The following is a 14,819-nucleotide window of genomic DNA, read 5'->3' as shown; positions in this document are numbered from 1 at the left end:
GGCCCGGACAATACCGGTCGATCGGTCTGGTCGGGGTAGGGCATACCGGCGGACATGTCGCTATCCGGTTGCCTCCGGAGTGATCGGGTCGCCCGCCCCGTTCCGATCCACCTGGGAAAGGAGCGCGCGATAGCGGCGGAGCACATCGGCGCGGTCGGCTTCCTCGGTGATCGATTCCCGGACCGAGGTTTCGATCATCGCGGCCTGATCGATCAGCACTCGCAGCCGCCGCCGGTCGGTGGTGCGGTCGGCGATCTCGGTCAGGGCGTCGAGCTGGCGGATCATGACGGCCGGCATGCCGCGACCCGCCTGCCGGATCTTCTCGAAAGCCCGCTGGACCAGCCGCTCGTAGGTCACCTGGGTGGCGATGACCCGGACATATCCGTCGCGGTCGCGGCGCACCGGGTCCGGGTTCCAGCTGGCGGCGATTCTGGACAGGCAATCACCGAGCCAATCGATGCAGGTCAAGGCCGTGAAGGTGTCGTTGACGGCGGGTGACAGTGCGCGAAGCGCGATTTCGACGATCTGGTCGATGCCGAAAGAGATGTCCTGGGTGAGGGTCCGGGTGGGCCCGGCGAGCTGACCGCGCGCGAAATTCTCCGCGATCCGTTCGGCCGCTTCCGCGGGCCACACATGCGCCACCACCTGCCCCTCGGTGAGAAAATGGCCGGGCCGGAACGGCAGGTAGACGACCGCGTCCTCGGCGGCCGCCATCCGCACCAGCTTCTCGTGGCGGATGTATTGCAGATATCCGCTGCCCGACACCCGGACTCGCCCGCCCGATTCGGTCAATCGGTGCAGTAGTTCTGCCGGCGCGGGTCCACGTTGTGGTCCCGGCCGCGCGGTTTCGCGGTTGGTCTCCACCGCGACCGATACTTCGGTGGCGATTCCCGCGATCACATTAGGGAGTTGGATGGCCACGGCGATGTGATTGATGAAGTAGATCAGTACCGCCAGGTCCATGACCAAGGAGGCGATCGCGACGGTCGTCGCGATATGGGGGACGAAGTCCGCGCTGACGGACACCAGCGCGGCGATCGCGTAGACGAAGCTGCCCACGAAGGTTCCCAGTGTGACCTGGGTGCCGCGATCCCGAATGAAGTTGCGCAGCATACGCGGACCGAACTGGGTCGAGGCCAGCGTCAGCGCGACGATGGTGATCGAGAAGACCACGCCGACCACGGTGATGATGGCTGCCGCGATGGCGGTGAGAATCTGGCGGGCGGCATCCGGGGTCCCGCCGATGATCCAGTCCGGAATCGTCAGCGCGCCGCGATAGACCGCGCGGTCGAGGGCGTACGTGACGGCGAACAACCCGATCGCCGCCAGTACTTCGAGCGTCGGAACGAACCACAGGTTCGTTCGCAGGGCTTCCCGGCGGCGGTCGAATTCGAGGTACGGGCCGCGGCTCAAAGGTCGCGGACCGAATCCGGATGTTCGTACAGGGCTTCCCACACCGCGAAGCTGGACAGCAATTCGACGATGCGCCAACCGCTCCCGGTCAATCGGACGGGTCCGGTCAGATCCAGCGGCTCGTCCCAGCTGCCGACGACATCCGCGGTGACCACGCCGTAGGCAGCCAGTAGCCGCACTACCCTGGATACCCCCGGTCGGCGCAAGCCCAGGGCCGTGCGCAGCTCCCGCACCGTGCACGGCTCGTGCGCTAACCGGTCGAGGACCTCCACCACACCGCGGCGATTCACCAACTCACGCAATGCGGACAACTCATCCGCCGGGTTGTTCATCGAACCGACGCCTCGCTTTTCGACAGCGGAATACTGCTGTCATCGACGCTAGGCCGACCGCTCGGTCCGGAAGCCCGATCTTGACGTCCCCCGTTCACCGCGCCCCGCCTTCTTAACCCGATCCATACGGCCTCGAGCTCAGGCGGCAAGGCTGGAGGCAACAGAATTCGGCGGCCCGGATCTCCCGGTGCGCGTGGTGAATCAGATGCTCGGCTCCGGTTCCAAGGAGGCGTTGCGCCCGCCCTAGAAAGGACCAAGGGGCCCGGTCACCTTCGTGAGCGAAGCGACCGGACCCCAGGTATCGGCTGATCAGCCCTTGAACGGGAACTTACTGTCCAAGTCGTAGTTCAGCTCGACGACATTGACCGTGGGCTCCCCCAGGAAGCCCAGGGCCCGGCCGCTGCGGTGGGCATCCACCAGCGACTTGATCTGGTCCACGGACACGTGGCGCGCCTTGGCGACCCGCGCCGCCTGGATGGTCGCGTACTCCGGGGAGATCTGCGGATCCAGGCCGGAGGCCGAGGCGGTCACCGCGTCGGTCGGCACCGGGGTGTCGGCCGAGGCGTCGCCGCGGATCGGGACGATCTGACCGGCGGAGTAGTCCTCGCCACGCTTGGCGCACTCCACCTTCACGCCCTCGTACGCCTCCTGGAACGGGGTGGTCTCGTTCTTCGGGTCGGCCGAGCACGCCTCGTTGACACTGACCACGCGGGTCGGGTGAGTGACCAGGCCGTGCGAGTCACGCTCGCCCATGACCGCCAGCACCGCGCCGACGCCGCCGGAGGTGCAGTACGGACGGCTGCCGTCCACGCCCTCCAGCTTGCCGACCGCCGCGCTGCGCGAGCACACGGTGCTCAGCAGGCTGAGTTTGTCCTTGCTCGGGTCCGCCGCGTCCAGCGTGTCCACGGTGGACTCCGGGCCCATGTTCCCGAACGCGGAGTTGAGCGCGTTGTAGCCGTCCGGGCTCGCGTCGTCGCCGCTCCATGCCGCGTTGGACGGGCGCGTCTGGAAGTACTGCGCCAGCGCGTTGCCCTTACCGTCGGTGTAGGCCTGACCGATCAGGCTGGACCCGACGACCTTGCCGTCCCGCTCGAGCAGCGAGCCGTTCGCCTTGTCCTTCAGCCCCGGCAGTTGCGAGACGCCGAGAACGACGGCGGGATAGATGATTCCGGTGATCACGGTGAGCACCAGCAGCGCTCGCAGCGCCGCGATGTGCTGCCTGATCCAGGCCGACATACGCATTAGGACATCCCCGGGAAGAATTGAATGACAAGGTCGATGAGCTTGATCCCGATGAACGGCGCGATGATGCCACCGAGTCCGTAGATATAGAGGTTGCGGCTCAACAGTTTCGACGCGCTGGACGGCCGGTAGTTCACACCGCGCAGCGACAGCGGGATCAGTGCCACGATGACCAGCGCGTTGAAGATGACCGCCGACAGGATCGCCGACTGCGGCGAATGCAGCCGCATCACGTTCAGCAGATCCAGGCCCGGGAATATCGACACGAACAACGCGGGAATGATCGCGAAGTACTTGGCGATGTCGTTGGCGATCGAGAACGTGGTCAGCGCGCCACGGGTGATCAGCAACTGCTTGCCGATCTCGACGATCTCGATCAGCTTGGTCGGGTCGGAATCCAGGTCCACCATATTGCCCGCCTCTTTCGCGGCGGACGTTCCGGTGTTCATGGCGACGCCCACGTCGGCCTGCGCGAGCGCGGGCGCGTCATTGGTGCCGTCACCGGTCATGGCGACCATGCGGCCGCCGGCCTGCTCCTTCTTGATGAGCGCGAGCTTGTCCTCCGGAGTGGCCTCCGCGAGGAAGTCGTCCACGCCCGCCTCGTCGGCGATGGCCTTGGCGGTCAACGGGTTGTCGCCGGTGATCATGACGGTGCGGATGCCCATGCGGCGCATCTCGTCGAACCGCTCCCGCATGCCCTGCTTCACCACATCCTTGAGGTGGATGACGCCGAGCAGCTTCGCGGTGTCCTGCTTGATCTCCGCGACCACCAGCGGGGTGCCGCCGGACGCCGAGATGCCGTCGACGGTCTCGCCGACCTGGCTCGGGATCTCGCCGCCCTGGGCGCGCACCCATTCGGTGACCGCGCTGGCCGCGCCCTTGCGCAGCTGGTGCCCGTCGGACAGGTCCACACCCGACATGCGGGTCTGGGCGGTGAACTCCACCCAGGTCGCGCCGGTGAGCTCACCAGCGGTGCGCTCGCGCTTGTTGTACGCGACCTTGGCGTACACCACGATCGAGCGGCCCTCGGGGGTCTCGTCCGCGAGGCTGGAAAGCTGTGCGGCGTCGGCCAATTCGTCGGCGGTGACGCCCGGCATCGGCACGAAGTCCGAGGCCTGGCGGTTGCCCAGGGTGATGGTGCCGGTCTTGTCGAGCAGCAGGGTGTTCACGTCGCCCGCGGCCTCCACGGCACGACCGGACATGGCGAGCACATTGCGCTGCACCAACCGGTCCATGCCCGCGATGCCGATGGCGGACAGCAGCGCGCCGATGGTCGTCGGGATCAGGCACACGAGCAGCGAGACCAGCACGATGCCGGTGACGCCATTGCCGTCCAGCGCCAGATTGTCCAGCACGCCAGGGTTGTTGGCCTTGGAGAAGATGGCCGGCGGCTGCAAGGTCGCCACCGCGAACACGAAGATGATCGTCAACGCGGCCAGCAGGATATTGAGCGCGATCTCGTTCGGCGTCTTCTGCCGCGACGCGCCCTCGACGAGCGCGATCATCTTGTCGATGAACGAGCCGCCCGGCTCCTGGGTGATCTGGACGACGATGCGGTCCGACAGCACGGTGGTGCCGCCGGTCACGGCCGACCGGTCACCACCGGATTCACGGATGACGGGGGCGGACTCACCGGTGATGGCCGATTCGTCCACGGAGGCAATGCCTTCCACGACATCACCGTCACCGGGGATGACCTGCCCCGCTTCGACGACCACGTAGTCGCCGCGGCGAAGTTCGGGAGCGGCCACCCGCTCCTCGACGACGCGGGCGCCCGGCGACCAATTCGCCAGACGGCGAGCGACCGTGTCGGTCTTGGCCTTTCGCAGCGTGTCCGCCTGTGCCTTGCCGCGGCCCTCGGCCACGGCTTCGGCCAGGTTGGCGAAAATCACCGTCAGCCACAGCCAGACGACGATCGCCCAGGCGAAGAATGTCGGATTCGCGATGGCCAGGACGGTGGTCCAGACCGCGCCGATCTCGACGATCAGCATCACCGGATTGCGCCACATGATGCGCGGATCCAGCTTCCGCAACGCGTCAGGCAGCGACTTGATCAGCATCTTGGGATCGAACAACCCCGCTGACACACCGCGTTTCGGGTTGCTGTGCGCGGTCTGCACCGGCGCGGAGTCGATGGTGGGAGTGCTCATGAGTGGATTCCTTCAGCGAGCGGGCCGAGCGCCAGCATCGGCAGGAAGGTGAGCGCGACCAGGATGACCGTGACGCCCGCGACCATGCCGACGAACTGCGGCCGATGCGTCGGCAGCGTGCCCTCGGAGGCCGGGGTGTGCCCCTGCGCCGCCAGCGAACCGGCCAGGGCCAGTACGAAGATCATGGGGAGGAAGCGGCCGAACACCATGGCCAGACCGAGCGCGGTGTTGAACCAGACGGTATTGCCGGACAGACCGGCGAAGGCCGAACCGTTGTTGTTGGCCGCGGAGGTGAAGGCGTACAGCACCTCCGACAATCCGTGCGGCCCCGAATTGGCCATGCTCGCGCGTTCACCGGGCAGCGCCATAGCGGTGGCGGTGCCGACCAGCACGATCAGCGGCGAGATGAGGAAATACGAAGCGGCGAGCTTGATTTCCTTCGGCGTGATCTTCTTGCCCAGATACTCCGGTGTGCGGCCGACCATCAGGCCCGCCACGAACACCGTGATGACCGCGAGGATCAGCATGCCGTACAGACCCGAACCGACACCGCCGGGCGCGACTTCGCCGAGCTGCATGTTGAACAGGGTCATCATGCCGCCGAGGCTGGTGTACGAGTCGTGCGCGGAGTCCACCGCACCGGTGGAGGTGAGCGTGGTCGCGGTGGCGAAGGTCGCCGAATTCGATACGCCGAAGCGGGTTTCCACGCCTTCCATCGACGCTCCGATGGCACTGGGGACGGTGCCGTGGTGCTGCAGCTGGAAGACGTTCATCAGGGTGACGCTGAGAATCGCCAGGGTCGCCATGACGGCGGCGATGGCCACGCCCTGCTTCGGCGAGCCGACCATGCGCCCGAAGGTGCGCGGCAGCGAGAAGCTGATCACCAGCAGCAGGAAGACCTCGATCCAGTTGGTCCACGCGGTCGGGTTCTCGAACGGGTGCGCGGAGTTCGCGTTGAAGAAGCCGCCACCGTTGGTGCCCAGCTCCTTGATGACCTCCTGGCTCGCGACCAGTCCGCCCGGCAGATTCTGCGAACCGGTGTTGCCGACGGTCTGCGCGACCTGGTCGTACACGTGCAGGTTCTGGATGACACCGCCCGCGACCAGCGCGATCGCGAAGACGACGGCCAGCGGCAACAGGATCCGGATGGTTCCCCTCACAAGATCCACCCAGAAGTTGCCGAGCTCGCCGCTGTGGCGGCGGGCGAAGCCGCGCACCAGCGCGACCGCCACGGCCATACCCACGGCGGCGGAGACGAAGTTCTGCACGCTCAGGCCCACGGCCTGAACCACATGACCCATCGTCGATTCACCGGCGTAGTTCTGCCAGTTGGTGTTGGTGACGAAGCTGATGGCGGTGTTCCACGCCAGATCCGCGGTCATCTTGGTACCCGGATCGTCCAGGTGCAACGGCAGTTTGCCCTGGATCAACTGCAGGAAGAACAGGAACAGCACGCTGATGGCCGAGAAGGCCAGCACACTGCGCGCGTAGACGGCCCAGGTCATCTCGACGCCCGGCTGCACGCCGATCAGTCGATAGATGCCCTTCTCGGCCTTGGAGTGCTTCTCGCCGCTGTAGACGCGGTACATGTAATCGCCCAACGGCACATGCACGGCGACCAGCGCGATGATCAGGGATACGACGAACAGGATCCCCGCGACGGTGGTGCTCACTCAGAACCTCTCCGGATACAGCAGCGCCGCCACCAGATAGATGGCGATACCGATGGCCAGGACCAGACCGACAATGTTCTGAGTCACAGCCGTTCCACCCCGCGTTGGATCAAGCCGAACAGGGCGAAAATCGCCACTGTCAGCACCGTGAACACCACGACGGACATCTCTCGAACCTCTCTCTGAACGGCACGTCCCAAGACGCGCCGGAGTGAGTCAAGCGCCCGATAAAGCCATATTCGAGGACCTTTACGCCTTCTTAGCGTCCCACGGGGTCGCATTGACGCTCCGCTTACAGCGTCGCCCCGCGCGTCGCACAGATGTCGTCGACAAGCCGCCCGATTCCGTCAAAAAACCGTCAGGACCTGCGGTCTCAGGCCACCGAACCGCCCCGAGGAGTCAGCGCCCCAGCACTCTGAGGATGGTTCCGTCCAGGCTCGCGGAGACGTAGCCGCCGTCGCCGTACTCGGTGGAAAGGTAGACGCGCAGCACCTGCCGACCATCCGTGAACGTTCCGTCGCTATCGACGACGACGTAGCGGGTCGTCGCGTTGGGGACCTTCAGTTGCTGGGCAGCCTCGGCCAGGAGGCCGGGAAGGATATCCCAGTTGATGGAGCTCAGGTCGATTGTCTTGTGGCCGGAGAGTTGGCCCCCGACACCCTCACGCTCGGCGGCGCCGTTGATGTATCTGAACTTGTCGAAGTGGTTGGGCTCGTTCGGGACGGGGGCGCCGGAGGACACGTGTTCGGGATAGATGGTGGTTTCGGTGAATTGCTTTCCGCCGGTGACCTTCTCCAGTGCCGCGATGACTTTGCGGACTCCGTCCGGAGTCAGCAGATCGACGGCGGGGGCGCCCTTGGCGGTGGTCGGCGCGATGATCGTGGGCTGCGCGACCCCGCTGCTCAGGATGATGTCGGTGGGATCGGTCTGGCCGGGCGGCAGGCTCGACCCGCCCTGGCTGTCGGACGAGGGCCACAGGGCGATGGCGGCGGCCACGGCGACCGCCAGGCCGACCGCGACACCGGCGAAGATCCACGGGCGCGCATTGCGTTGCGGCGCAACGGGTGTGGGATTCGGCGGCATCGGAACGAACGCCTGCGGAGCGGTGTAGCCGCCCGGGTGCGGGATGGTCGTCGCGAACCCCGGCGGCGGCGTCGGGAACGGCTGTGGCTGGGCCGCCGTCGCGAACGGCTGGGGCTGAGCCACCGTCGCGTAGGCCTGGGGCTGCGGGGTCGCCGGAAATGTTTGGAACGCCGGGGGTGGCGGGGTCAGGTCCCGGGGGGAGGTGACCATGCCGTGCGAGCCCGAGAACTGGTGGTGCGCGAGCTGTTCCGGGGCGGTGTCACCGGTGGCGATCACCTGGGAGAGCATGCGGTCGATCTGGTCGGCGGGCGGGCGGTGGCCCGGATTGGGGACCAGGAGGGCTTGCAGGACCGGGGTGAGCGGTCCGGCCTGTCGCGGGGCCGGGACCGAGCCCATGAGAACGGCGGCGAGAGTCGCGACGTCGGTGTCGCGGCGCATGGGCTGGTAGCCCTCGACGGCCGCGAACAGCACCAGACCCAGGGACCAGAGGTCGGAGGCGGGGTTGCCCTCGTGGCCCTGGAGGCGTTCGGGGGCGACGTACGGCAGCGACCCGACGACGCTGCCGGTGGAGGTGAGCCCCGTCAGGTCATTGACGGCGGCGATGCCGAAATCGGTGAGAACGGGCGAACCGTCGGTACGCAGCAGCACGTTCGGCGGTTTCACATCGCGGTGCAGGACGCCCACCGCGTGGGCGGCGCGCAGACCCGCGAGGATGCCGCGCCCGACCAGGGCGGCGTGCGCGGGCGTCATGGGCCCGTCGCCGAGCCGGTCGGCGAGCGAGCCGCCCGCGACGAGCTCCATGACGATCCACGGATGCTGCTCGGCGGGCGTGTCCACGATGTGGTGGATGGCAACCACGTTGGGGTGGGTGATGCGGGCCAGGGCGCGGGCTTCGCGCAGCACACGTTCGCGCTGGACCTCGGCTGCGGTGGCCTCGCCCTCGGCCTTCACTTCCTTCAGCGCCACCTCGCGGTGCAGGGCCACGTCGTACGCGCGCCACACCGTGCCCATACCACCGCTGCCGAGTGGTTCGATCAACTCGAAACGCCCGTCGACCATTGACCGCCCGGAATTCACGGACGTCAGCTTAGGGTTCCCACACTGCCTACGCGAGATCTGGTACCGGTTGGCCTTTTCCGGCCGCACGGATCCCCGGCCACGCGGCCGGTCGCTCGCTAGCCGCCCTGCTGAGCGTTGCCGATCCCGGTGCCGGCGCCGAGCTCGTAACCGACAGCCGCGCCGATGGCGCCGATGGTGACACCGGCCACGATCGCGCTGAGCACGGCGCCGATCACGGCGCCGACGCCGGCCCCCGCGAGAGCGCCACCCCCGATCCCGATGGGCGCACCCACTCCCAGGGTCGGAACACCCATGGCGAGACCACCCGCGACCCCGCCGACGGCCGCACCGACCGCGGCCCCGATGAGCGCTCCCGGTACCGCCCCAACCACCGCGCCCGATACCGTCCCGGCGACCGCGCCGATGATGAGACCGGCGGCGCCACTGTTCACGATGAGCTGGGTCGCGTTGTCCGAGTAGCCGATGGGGGCCGCGGCGGTCTTCGCCGGGTCGAGGATGGCGGCGGGAATCGTCGGCACGCCGGGCAGCGCCGGGACGAGCTGAAGCTGTTCGATGAGCGCGGGAGCCGGGTCAGCGGGTTGCGCCGCGGCCTCGGCGGTGGCGGTGGCGGTGGAGCAGGTCACGGCGACGGCCAGTGGTATCGCGCCGACGATCGGCACCAGGGCGCGTCGCGACGCGCGGGTCCGGGATCCTCCATACCGACGAGCCATTCGACCACCCTCTCACTGGATTCGACTTGGAAACGCTCCCCTGACTACCGGTGATGGACACGTGCGTCACGAACGATAGCTGATCAGTAGCTGCTTTCGGATGAACGCCATGGCCTGTCTCGAAGTCCCCCGCGCGGATCCTGTCAACAACACGGGACACGGCCGTAAAGAAACCGTCAGGAACGGTGACTTGACCAGCGCGGGAGGTATGAAGTGAGAAGCCCGCCCGCACGCCCGCGCGGCCCCGGGCGCGTCCGCACAGATACAAGGAGACACCGTGCCGCACGTCGCCGTCACCCTGATGGTGATCTTCGGGTTCATCGGCTGCGCGCTCATACTGCGCGTGATGGCCAACGCCGAAGCCCGCCGCGAACCCGTCCGCATGGCACAGCAGGGCATCCGCGCACCTCGCGCGATGATGGACGAGTGAAGCGCGGTCAACTACGGATCTATCTCGGGGCCGCCCCCGGCGTAGGCAAGACCTACTCGATGCTCGCCGAAGCCCATCGGCGGCTCGAGCGCGGTCGCGACGTCGTGGCCGCCGTCGTGGAGACCCACGGCCGCAGCAAGACCGCCGACCTGCTCGCCGGAATCGAGCGCATCCCACCCAAGCTGGTCGAGTACCGCGGCGCGATCCTGCCCGAGCTCGACGTGGAAGCCGTCCTGCGCCGCCGGCCGGCGGTGGTGCTGGTGGACGAGCTGGCGCACACCAACATTCCCGGCGGCAAGCACGAGAAGCGCTGGCAGGACGTGCAGGACCTACTGGACGCCGGCATCGATGTGGTGTCCACGGTCAATGTGCAGCACCTCGAAAGCCTCAACGACGTGGTCGAGCAGATCACCGGCGTGGTGCAGCGAGAAACCGTGCCGGACTGGGTGGTTCGCGCCGCCGACCAGGTCGAGTTGGTCGACATCACCCCGGAAGCGCTGCGGCGCAGAATGTCCCACGGCAACGTGTACGCCGCCGAGAAGGTGGACGCCGCGCTGCGCAACTACTTCCGGCCCGGCAATCTGACCGCGCTGCGCGAACTCGCGCTGCTGTGGCTCGCCGATCAGGTCGACGCCGCGCTCGCCAAATACCGTGCCGACCACCAGATCACCACCACCTGGGAGGCGCGCGAACGCGTCGTGGTGGCGGTGACCGGCGGCCCGGAGTCGGAGACCATCGTGCGGCGCGCCAGCCGCATCGCCGCCAAATCCAGCGCCGAGCTGATCGTGCTGCACATCGTGCGCGGCGACGGCCTGGCCGGAGTATCGACGCAACGCCTCCACCGTCTGCGCGACCTGGCCACCGGACTCGACGCCGAATTGCACACCGTCACCGGCGACGACGTCCCCACCGCGCTGCTGGATTTCGCCCGGCAGGTCAATGCCACCCAGCTGGTGCTGGGCACCTCCAGGCGGTCGCGCTGGGCGCGCATGATCGACGAGGGCATCGGCGCCACCGTGGTGCAGGAGTCCGGCAAGATCGACGTCCACATGGTGACTCATGAGGAATCCAACAAGGGCGGCTTCCGCTGGTCCGCGCTGACCCGGGGCGAACGCAAACTGGGCTCCTGGTCGGCGGCGGTCCTCGTGCCGTCGCTGATCTGCGCGGTCATCTACTTCTGGTTCGACCAACTGCTGGATCTCAGCGGCGAGAGCGCGCTGTTCTTCATCGGCGTCATCGCGGTGGCGCTGCTGGGCGGCGTCGCTCCGGCGGCGTTGTCCGCCTTGCTCTCCGGCGTGCTGCTGAACTGGTTCTTCACCCAGCCCCGCTACAGCCTCACCATCGACCAGCTCGACAACTTCCTCACCATCGTGGTGTTGCTGCTGGTGGCGGTCGCGGTGGCGGCGCTGGTGGATGTGGCGGCCAAGCGAACCTTCGAGGCGCGCAAGGCTTCTCGTCAGGCCGAGCTGCTGACCCTGTTCGCGGGCTCGGTGCTGCACGGCGCGGATCTGCAGGCGCTGCTGGAACGCGCACGGGAGACTTACGGCCAGGACGCGGTCAGCCTCGTCACCGACGACGAGGTGATCGCGTCGGTGGGAGATCAGCCGCCGACCAAGGTCGGCGACGCCGAGACCGCTGTGGAGGCGGGCGATGACATGCATTGGCTGCTCTTGCGAGGACGAGCCGTGACCTCCGGGGACCGCCTGGTGCTGGGCGCGGTCGCGAATCAGGCGGCGGGACTGGTGCAGCAGAAACAGCTGCGCGCCGAGGCCAGCGCCGCCCAGGCGGTCATGGAGGCCGACAAGCTGCGCCGCGCACTGCTGTCGGCGGTCAGCCACGACCTGCGCACCCCGCTGGCCGCGGCCAAGGCGGCGGTGTCGAGCCTGCGCAGCGACGATGTGGAGTTCTCCCCCGAGGACACCGCCGAATTGCTGGAGACCATCGAGGAATCGGTGGATCAGCTGACCGCCCTGGTCGGCAATCTGCTGGACTCCTCACGCCTGGCGGTCGGGGTGATCAAGCCGCAGATGCGCAAGGTCTACCTCGACGAGGTGGTGCATCACGCGCTCATGGGGATGGGCACCCGCGGCATGCGCCGCACCACGATGGACCGGGTCAAGGTGGATGTGGGCACCATCGCGGTGTACGCGGATTCCGGTCTGCTGGAACGGGTCCTGGCCAACCTGATCGACAATGCCGCCCGGTACTCCCCCAGGGATTCGATGGTGCGGGTGGCGGCCGAGCAGGTCGGCGCGCGGGTGGCGATCACGGTGGTGGACACCGGTCCGGGCGTACCGACCGGCCTGGAGGATCAGCTCTTCGAGCCCTTCCAGCGGCTCGGCGATCGCGACACCTCCACCGGCGTCGGCCTCGGCCTGTCGGTGGTGCGCGGATTCGTCGACGCCATGGGCGGCACGGTGCACGCCGAGCCCACCCCGGGTGGCGGCCTGACCATGGTGATAGATCTACCCGGGGGCGACGAACCCACGGACACGACCGAGGAGAACAGGTGACCGACGCGGCGGCAGCGCCGATCAAAGTGCTGGTGGTCGACGACGAACCACAGATCCTGCGCGCCCTGCGCATCAATCTGTCGGTCCGCGGCTACGAGGTGACCACCGCCTCCACCGGCGCCGCCGCCCTGCGCGCCGCCGCCGAGAAGCACCCCGAGGTCATCATCCTCGACCTCGGCCTGCCCGATATGGACGGCATCGACGTGCTGGGCGGCCTGCGCGGCTGGACCACCACCCCGGTCATCGTGCTGTCGGCCCGCACCGATTCCTCCGACAAGGTGGAGGCCCTCGACGCGGGCGCCGACGACTACGTCACCAAGCCGTTCGGCATGGACGAACTGCTGGCCCGCCTACGGGCGGCCGTGCGCCGCTCGGCCGTCACCGCCGACACCCCGGAGCCGGTCATCGAAACCGCCTCCTTCACCGTCGACCTGGCGGCCAAGAAGGTCACCCGCCACGGCCGCGACGTCCACCTGACCCCCACCGAATGGGGCGTCCTGGAAATGCTGGTCCGCCACCAGGGCAAACTGGTCGGCCGCCGGGAACTGCTGCGCGAGGTCTGGGGTCCGTCCTACGCCACCGAAACCCATTATCTGCGTGTCTATCTCGCCCAGCTCCGGCGCAAACTCGAGGACGACCCCTCGCAGCCCAAGCACCTGCTCACCGAGGCGGGCATGGGCTACCGCTTCCAGCCTTAGAAGATCAGGGAGCTCCCCGGGAGCTCCCTGATCCTGTTCGCAGCCCCGGGGATCGGCAGGGCCGGCGTGGGTTCGGGTCACGGCGGCGAATTCCCCGGGGTGCGGCCAGATTTGCCGGAGCGGGTGACGGCGGCGTCCGCGCGGTGATGGGCGCACGAACAGTGGCCGGGCATTCGCGATGAATGCCACGTGTTCAGCGCGTCGGCGGCGTGGCGCTCACCGGGTCATGCGCACCGGCAACGACTTGAGGCCGTTATTGAGGTTCGAGCGGATGCGGCGGGCGTCGCCGGTCTGCTCCAGCTTCGGGAAGCGCGCCAGCAGCTCCTCGAAGAACACCCGGCCCTCCAGCCGCGCCAGGTGCACGCCCAGGCAGAAGTGCTGGGCCAGACCGAAGGACAAGTGCGGGTTGGGGTTGCGGCGGATGTCGAAGCGGCCGGAATCGGCGAACACGTCCTCGTCGCGATTGGCCGAGGTGTACCACATGGCCACCTTCTCGCCCGCCTTGATCGGGACGCCGCGGATCTCGGTGTCGGCGGTGGCGGTGCGGCGGAAGTAGTGCAGCGGGTTGGCGAAACGCAGGATCTCCTCCACCGCACCGGGAATCAGCGACGGGTCCTCGCGCATCGCGGCCAGCTGCTCGGGGTGCTGCATCAGCAGTTGCAGTCCCGACGACAGCATGGTCTTGGTGGTGTCGTTGCCCGCGGTCACCAGCTGGGTGAAGAAGCTGCCGAACTCCAGGTCCGACATGGCGTTCCCGCCGAAGGTACCGGCCAGGATGAGCGAGGTCAGGTCCTCCTTCGGCGGCTCGGTGCGCCGCGCCATGGAGAACTGGATGGCGTAGATGGCCATATTGGTGAGCTCGGCGGTGACGTCGAAATCGCCGACCAGATCCGGATCCTGTTGGCTGACCGACTGTTCGGCCCAGCGGCGCAAGCTCGGCCAGTCCTCCGCCGGAATCCCGAACAGCCCGCCGACCACCTGGCTGGGCAGCACGCCCGCCACGTCGTGCACGAATTCCACATCGCCGTCGACACTGTCGAGCAGGGCGGCGGTGAGCTCGCGGACCCGGTCCTCCATATCGCCGACCACCCGCGCCTTGAAATGCTCGGCCAGCGGCTTGCGGTATTCGGTATGCCGCGGCGGATCCATCATGAGCAGCATGTTGCGGGTCTGCTCGAGCCGTTCGGGCGGCTGGTTCTCCAGGATCACGCCCTCGACCTCGGCGGAGAACAACTCCGGATTGCGGGCCACGTGCGCCACGTCCGCGTGCTTGAGGATCGCCCAGTACCCGGGCTCGCCCGGCATCTCCTGCCAGTGCACGGGATCGGTGCGCCGCAGCTCGGCGAAGATCTCGTGAATCGGTCCCGCCACATACAGCTCGGGGTCATAGATGTCGCTGACCGTGCCCACGGTCCACCTCGGTATTCACTTGCGGGTATGCCTGTTTCGCTTCGGACGCTAATCCCGGACGCGACCCGGCGGCGCGGTTCCGGAG

Annotated in this window: 12 protein-coding genes; 3 read left to right on the top strand and 9 right to left on the bottom strand. The window is 67.7% G+C overall.

The annotated features are described in order from the left end of the window. Positions 1 to 60 precede the first annotated feature (60 nt). The 8 genes from ACFV4K_RS03125 to ACFV4K_RS03090 all read right to left on the bottom strand — a co-directional run bounded on the left by ACFV4K_RS03125 (position 61) and on the right by ACFV4K_RS03090 (position 9,683). Positions 61 to 1,413, bottom strand: a complete 1,353-nt coding sequence (locus ACFV4K_RS03125; protein WP_379271660.1) for a DUF2254 domain-containing protein — start codon at positions 1,411 to 1,413, stop codon at positions 61 to 63. Beyond that, entirely contained in the window at positions 1,410 to 1,745 is a 336-nt protein-coding gene (locus ACFV4K_RS03120; protein ID WP_379271658.1) for a MarR family transcriptional regulator, read from the bottom strand. The genes ACFV4K_RS03125 and ACFV4K_RS03120 overlap by 4 nt, the downstream gene beginning before the upstream one ends. Positions 1,746 to 2,054: 309 nt before the next feature. After that, entirely contained in the window at positions 2,055 to 2,987 is a 933-nt protein-coding gene (locus tag ACFV4K_RS03115; RefSeq protein WP_379271657.1) for a potassium-transporting ATPase subunit C, read from the bottom strand. Beyond that, positions 2,987 to 5,137 (bottom strand): potassium-transporting ATPase subunit KdpB, encoded by a 2,151-nt coding sequence (gene kdpB, locus ACFV4K_RS03110; RefSeq protein ID WP_379271656.1) that lies wholly within the window; start codon positions 5,135 to 5,137, stop codon positions 2,987 to 2,989. Before kdpB ends, ACFV4K_RS03115 begins: the two co-directional genes overlap by 1 nt. Continuing rightward, positions 5,134 to 6,810: a potassium-transporting ATPase subunit KdpA gene (gene kdpA / locus ACFV4K_RS03105; protein WP_379271654.1), complete on the bottom strand. Its 1,677-nt coding sequence runs from the start codon at positions 6,808 to 6,810 to the stop codon at positions 5,134 to 5,136. The genes kdpB and kdpA overlap by 4 nt, the downstream gene beginning before the upstream one ends. After that, positions 6,811 to 6,897 carry a K(+)-transporting ATPase subunit F gene (gene kdpF, locus ACFV4K_RS03100; protein WP_357279956.1) on the bottom strand — a complete coding sequence of 29 codons (87 nt, stop codon included), beginning with the start codon at positions 6,895 to 6,897 and terminating at the stop codon, positions 6,811 to 6,813. A 312-nt stretch (positions 6,898 to 7,209) separates the two neighbouring features. Beyond that, the gene (locus ACFV4K_RS03095) at positions 7,210 to 8,970 is read right to left on the bottom strand and encodes a protein kinase (RefSeq protein ID WP_379271652.1); all 1,761 of its coding nucleotides are present in this window, start codon (positions 8,968 to 8,970) and stop codon (positions 7,210 to 7,212) included. 98 nt (positions 8,971 to 9,068) lie between these two features. Continuing rightward, the gene (locus ACFV4K_RS03090) at positions 9,069 to 9,683 is read right to left on the bottom strand and encodes a hypothetical protein (RefSeq protein WP_379271650.1); all 615 of its coding nucleotides are present in this window, start codon (positions 9,681 to 9,683) and stop codon (positions 9,069 to 9,071) included. A 277-nt stretch (positions 9,684 to 9,960) separates the two neighbouring features. On the opposite strand from ACFV4K_RS03090, the gene ACFV4K_RS03085 reads away from it, so the two are divergent. The 3 genes from ACFV4K_RS03085 to ACFV4K_RS03075 are packed head-to-tail and all read left to right on the top strand — an operon-like array spanning position 9,961 to position 13,324. Then, the gene (locus ACFV4K_RS03085; RefSeq protein WP_379271648.1) at positions 9,961 to 10,113 is read left to right on the top strand and encodes a hypothetical protein; all 153 of its coding nucleotides are present in this window, start codon (positions 9,961 to 9,963) and stop codon (positions 10,111 to 10,113) included. Next, positions 10,110 to 12,626, top strand: coding sequence for an ATP-binding protein (locus ACFV4K_RS03080; protein WP_379271646.1), 2,517 nt, complete (start codon positions 10,110 to 10,112; stop codon positions 12,624 to 12,626). The genes ACFV4K_RS03085 and ACFV4K_RS03080 overlap by 4 nt, the downstream gene beginning before the upstream one ends. Continuing rightward, on the top strand, positions 12,623 to 13,324 hold the full coding sequence (locus tag ACFV4K_RS03075) for a response regulator (RefSeq protein ID WP_379271644.1): 702 nt from the start codon (positions 12,623 to 12,625) through the stop codon (positions 13,322 to 13,324). The genes ACFV4K_RS03080 and ACFV4K_RS03075 overlap by 4 nt, the downstream gene beginning before the upstream one ends. Positions 13,325 to 13,540: 216 nt before the next feature. Here ACFV4K_RS03075 and ACFV4K_RS03070 read toward each other — a convergent pair whose 3' ends face one another. Beyond that, positions 13,541 to 14,734 carry a cytochrome P450 gene (locus tag ACFV4K_RS03070; RefSeq protein WP_379271642.1) on the bottom strand — a complete coding sequence of 398 codons (1,194 nt, stop codon included), beginning with the start codon at positions 14,732 to 14,734 and terminating at the stop codon, positions 13,541 to 13,543. Positions 14,735 to 14,819: the final 85 nt, after the last annotated feature.

It is taken from the genome of Nocardia sp. NPDC059764 (assembly GCF_042732555.1).
Classification (GTDB): domain Bacteria; phylum Actinomycetota; class Actinomycetes; order Mycobacteriales; family Mycobacteriaceae; genus Nocardia.
Note: the sequence above shows the minus strand (reverse complement) of the source record. Positions and strands in the feature narration are given on the sequence as shown.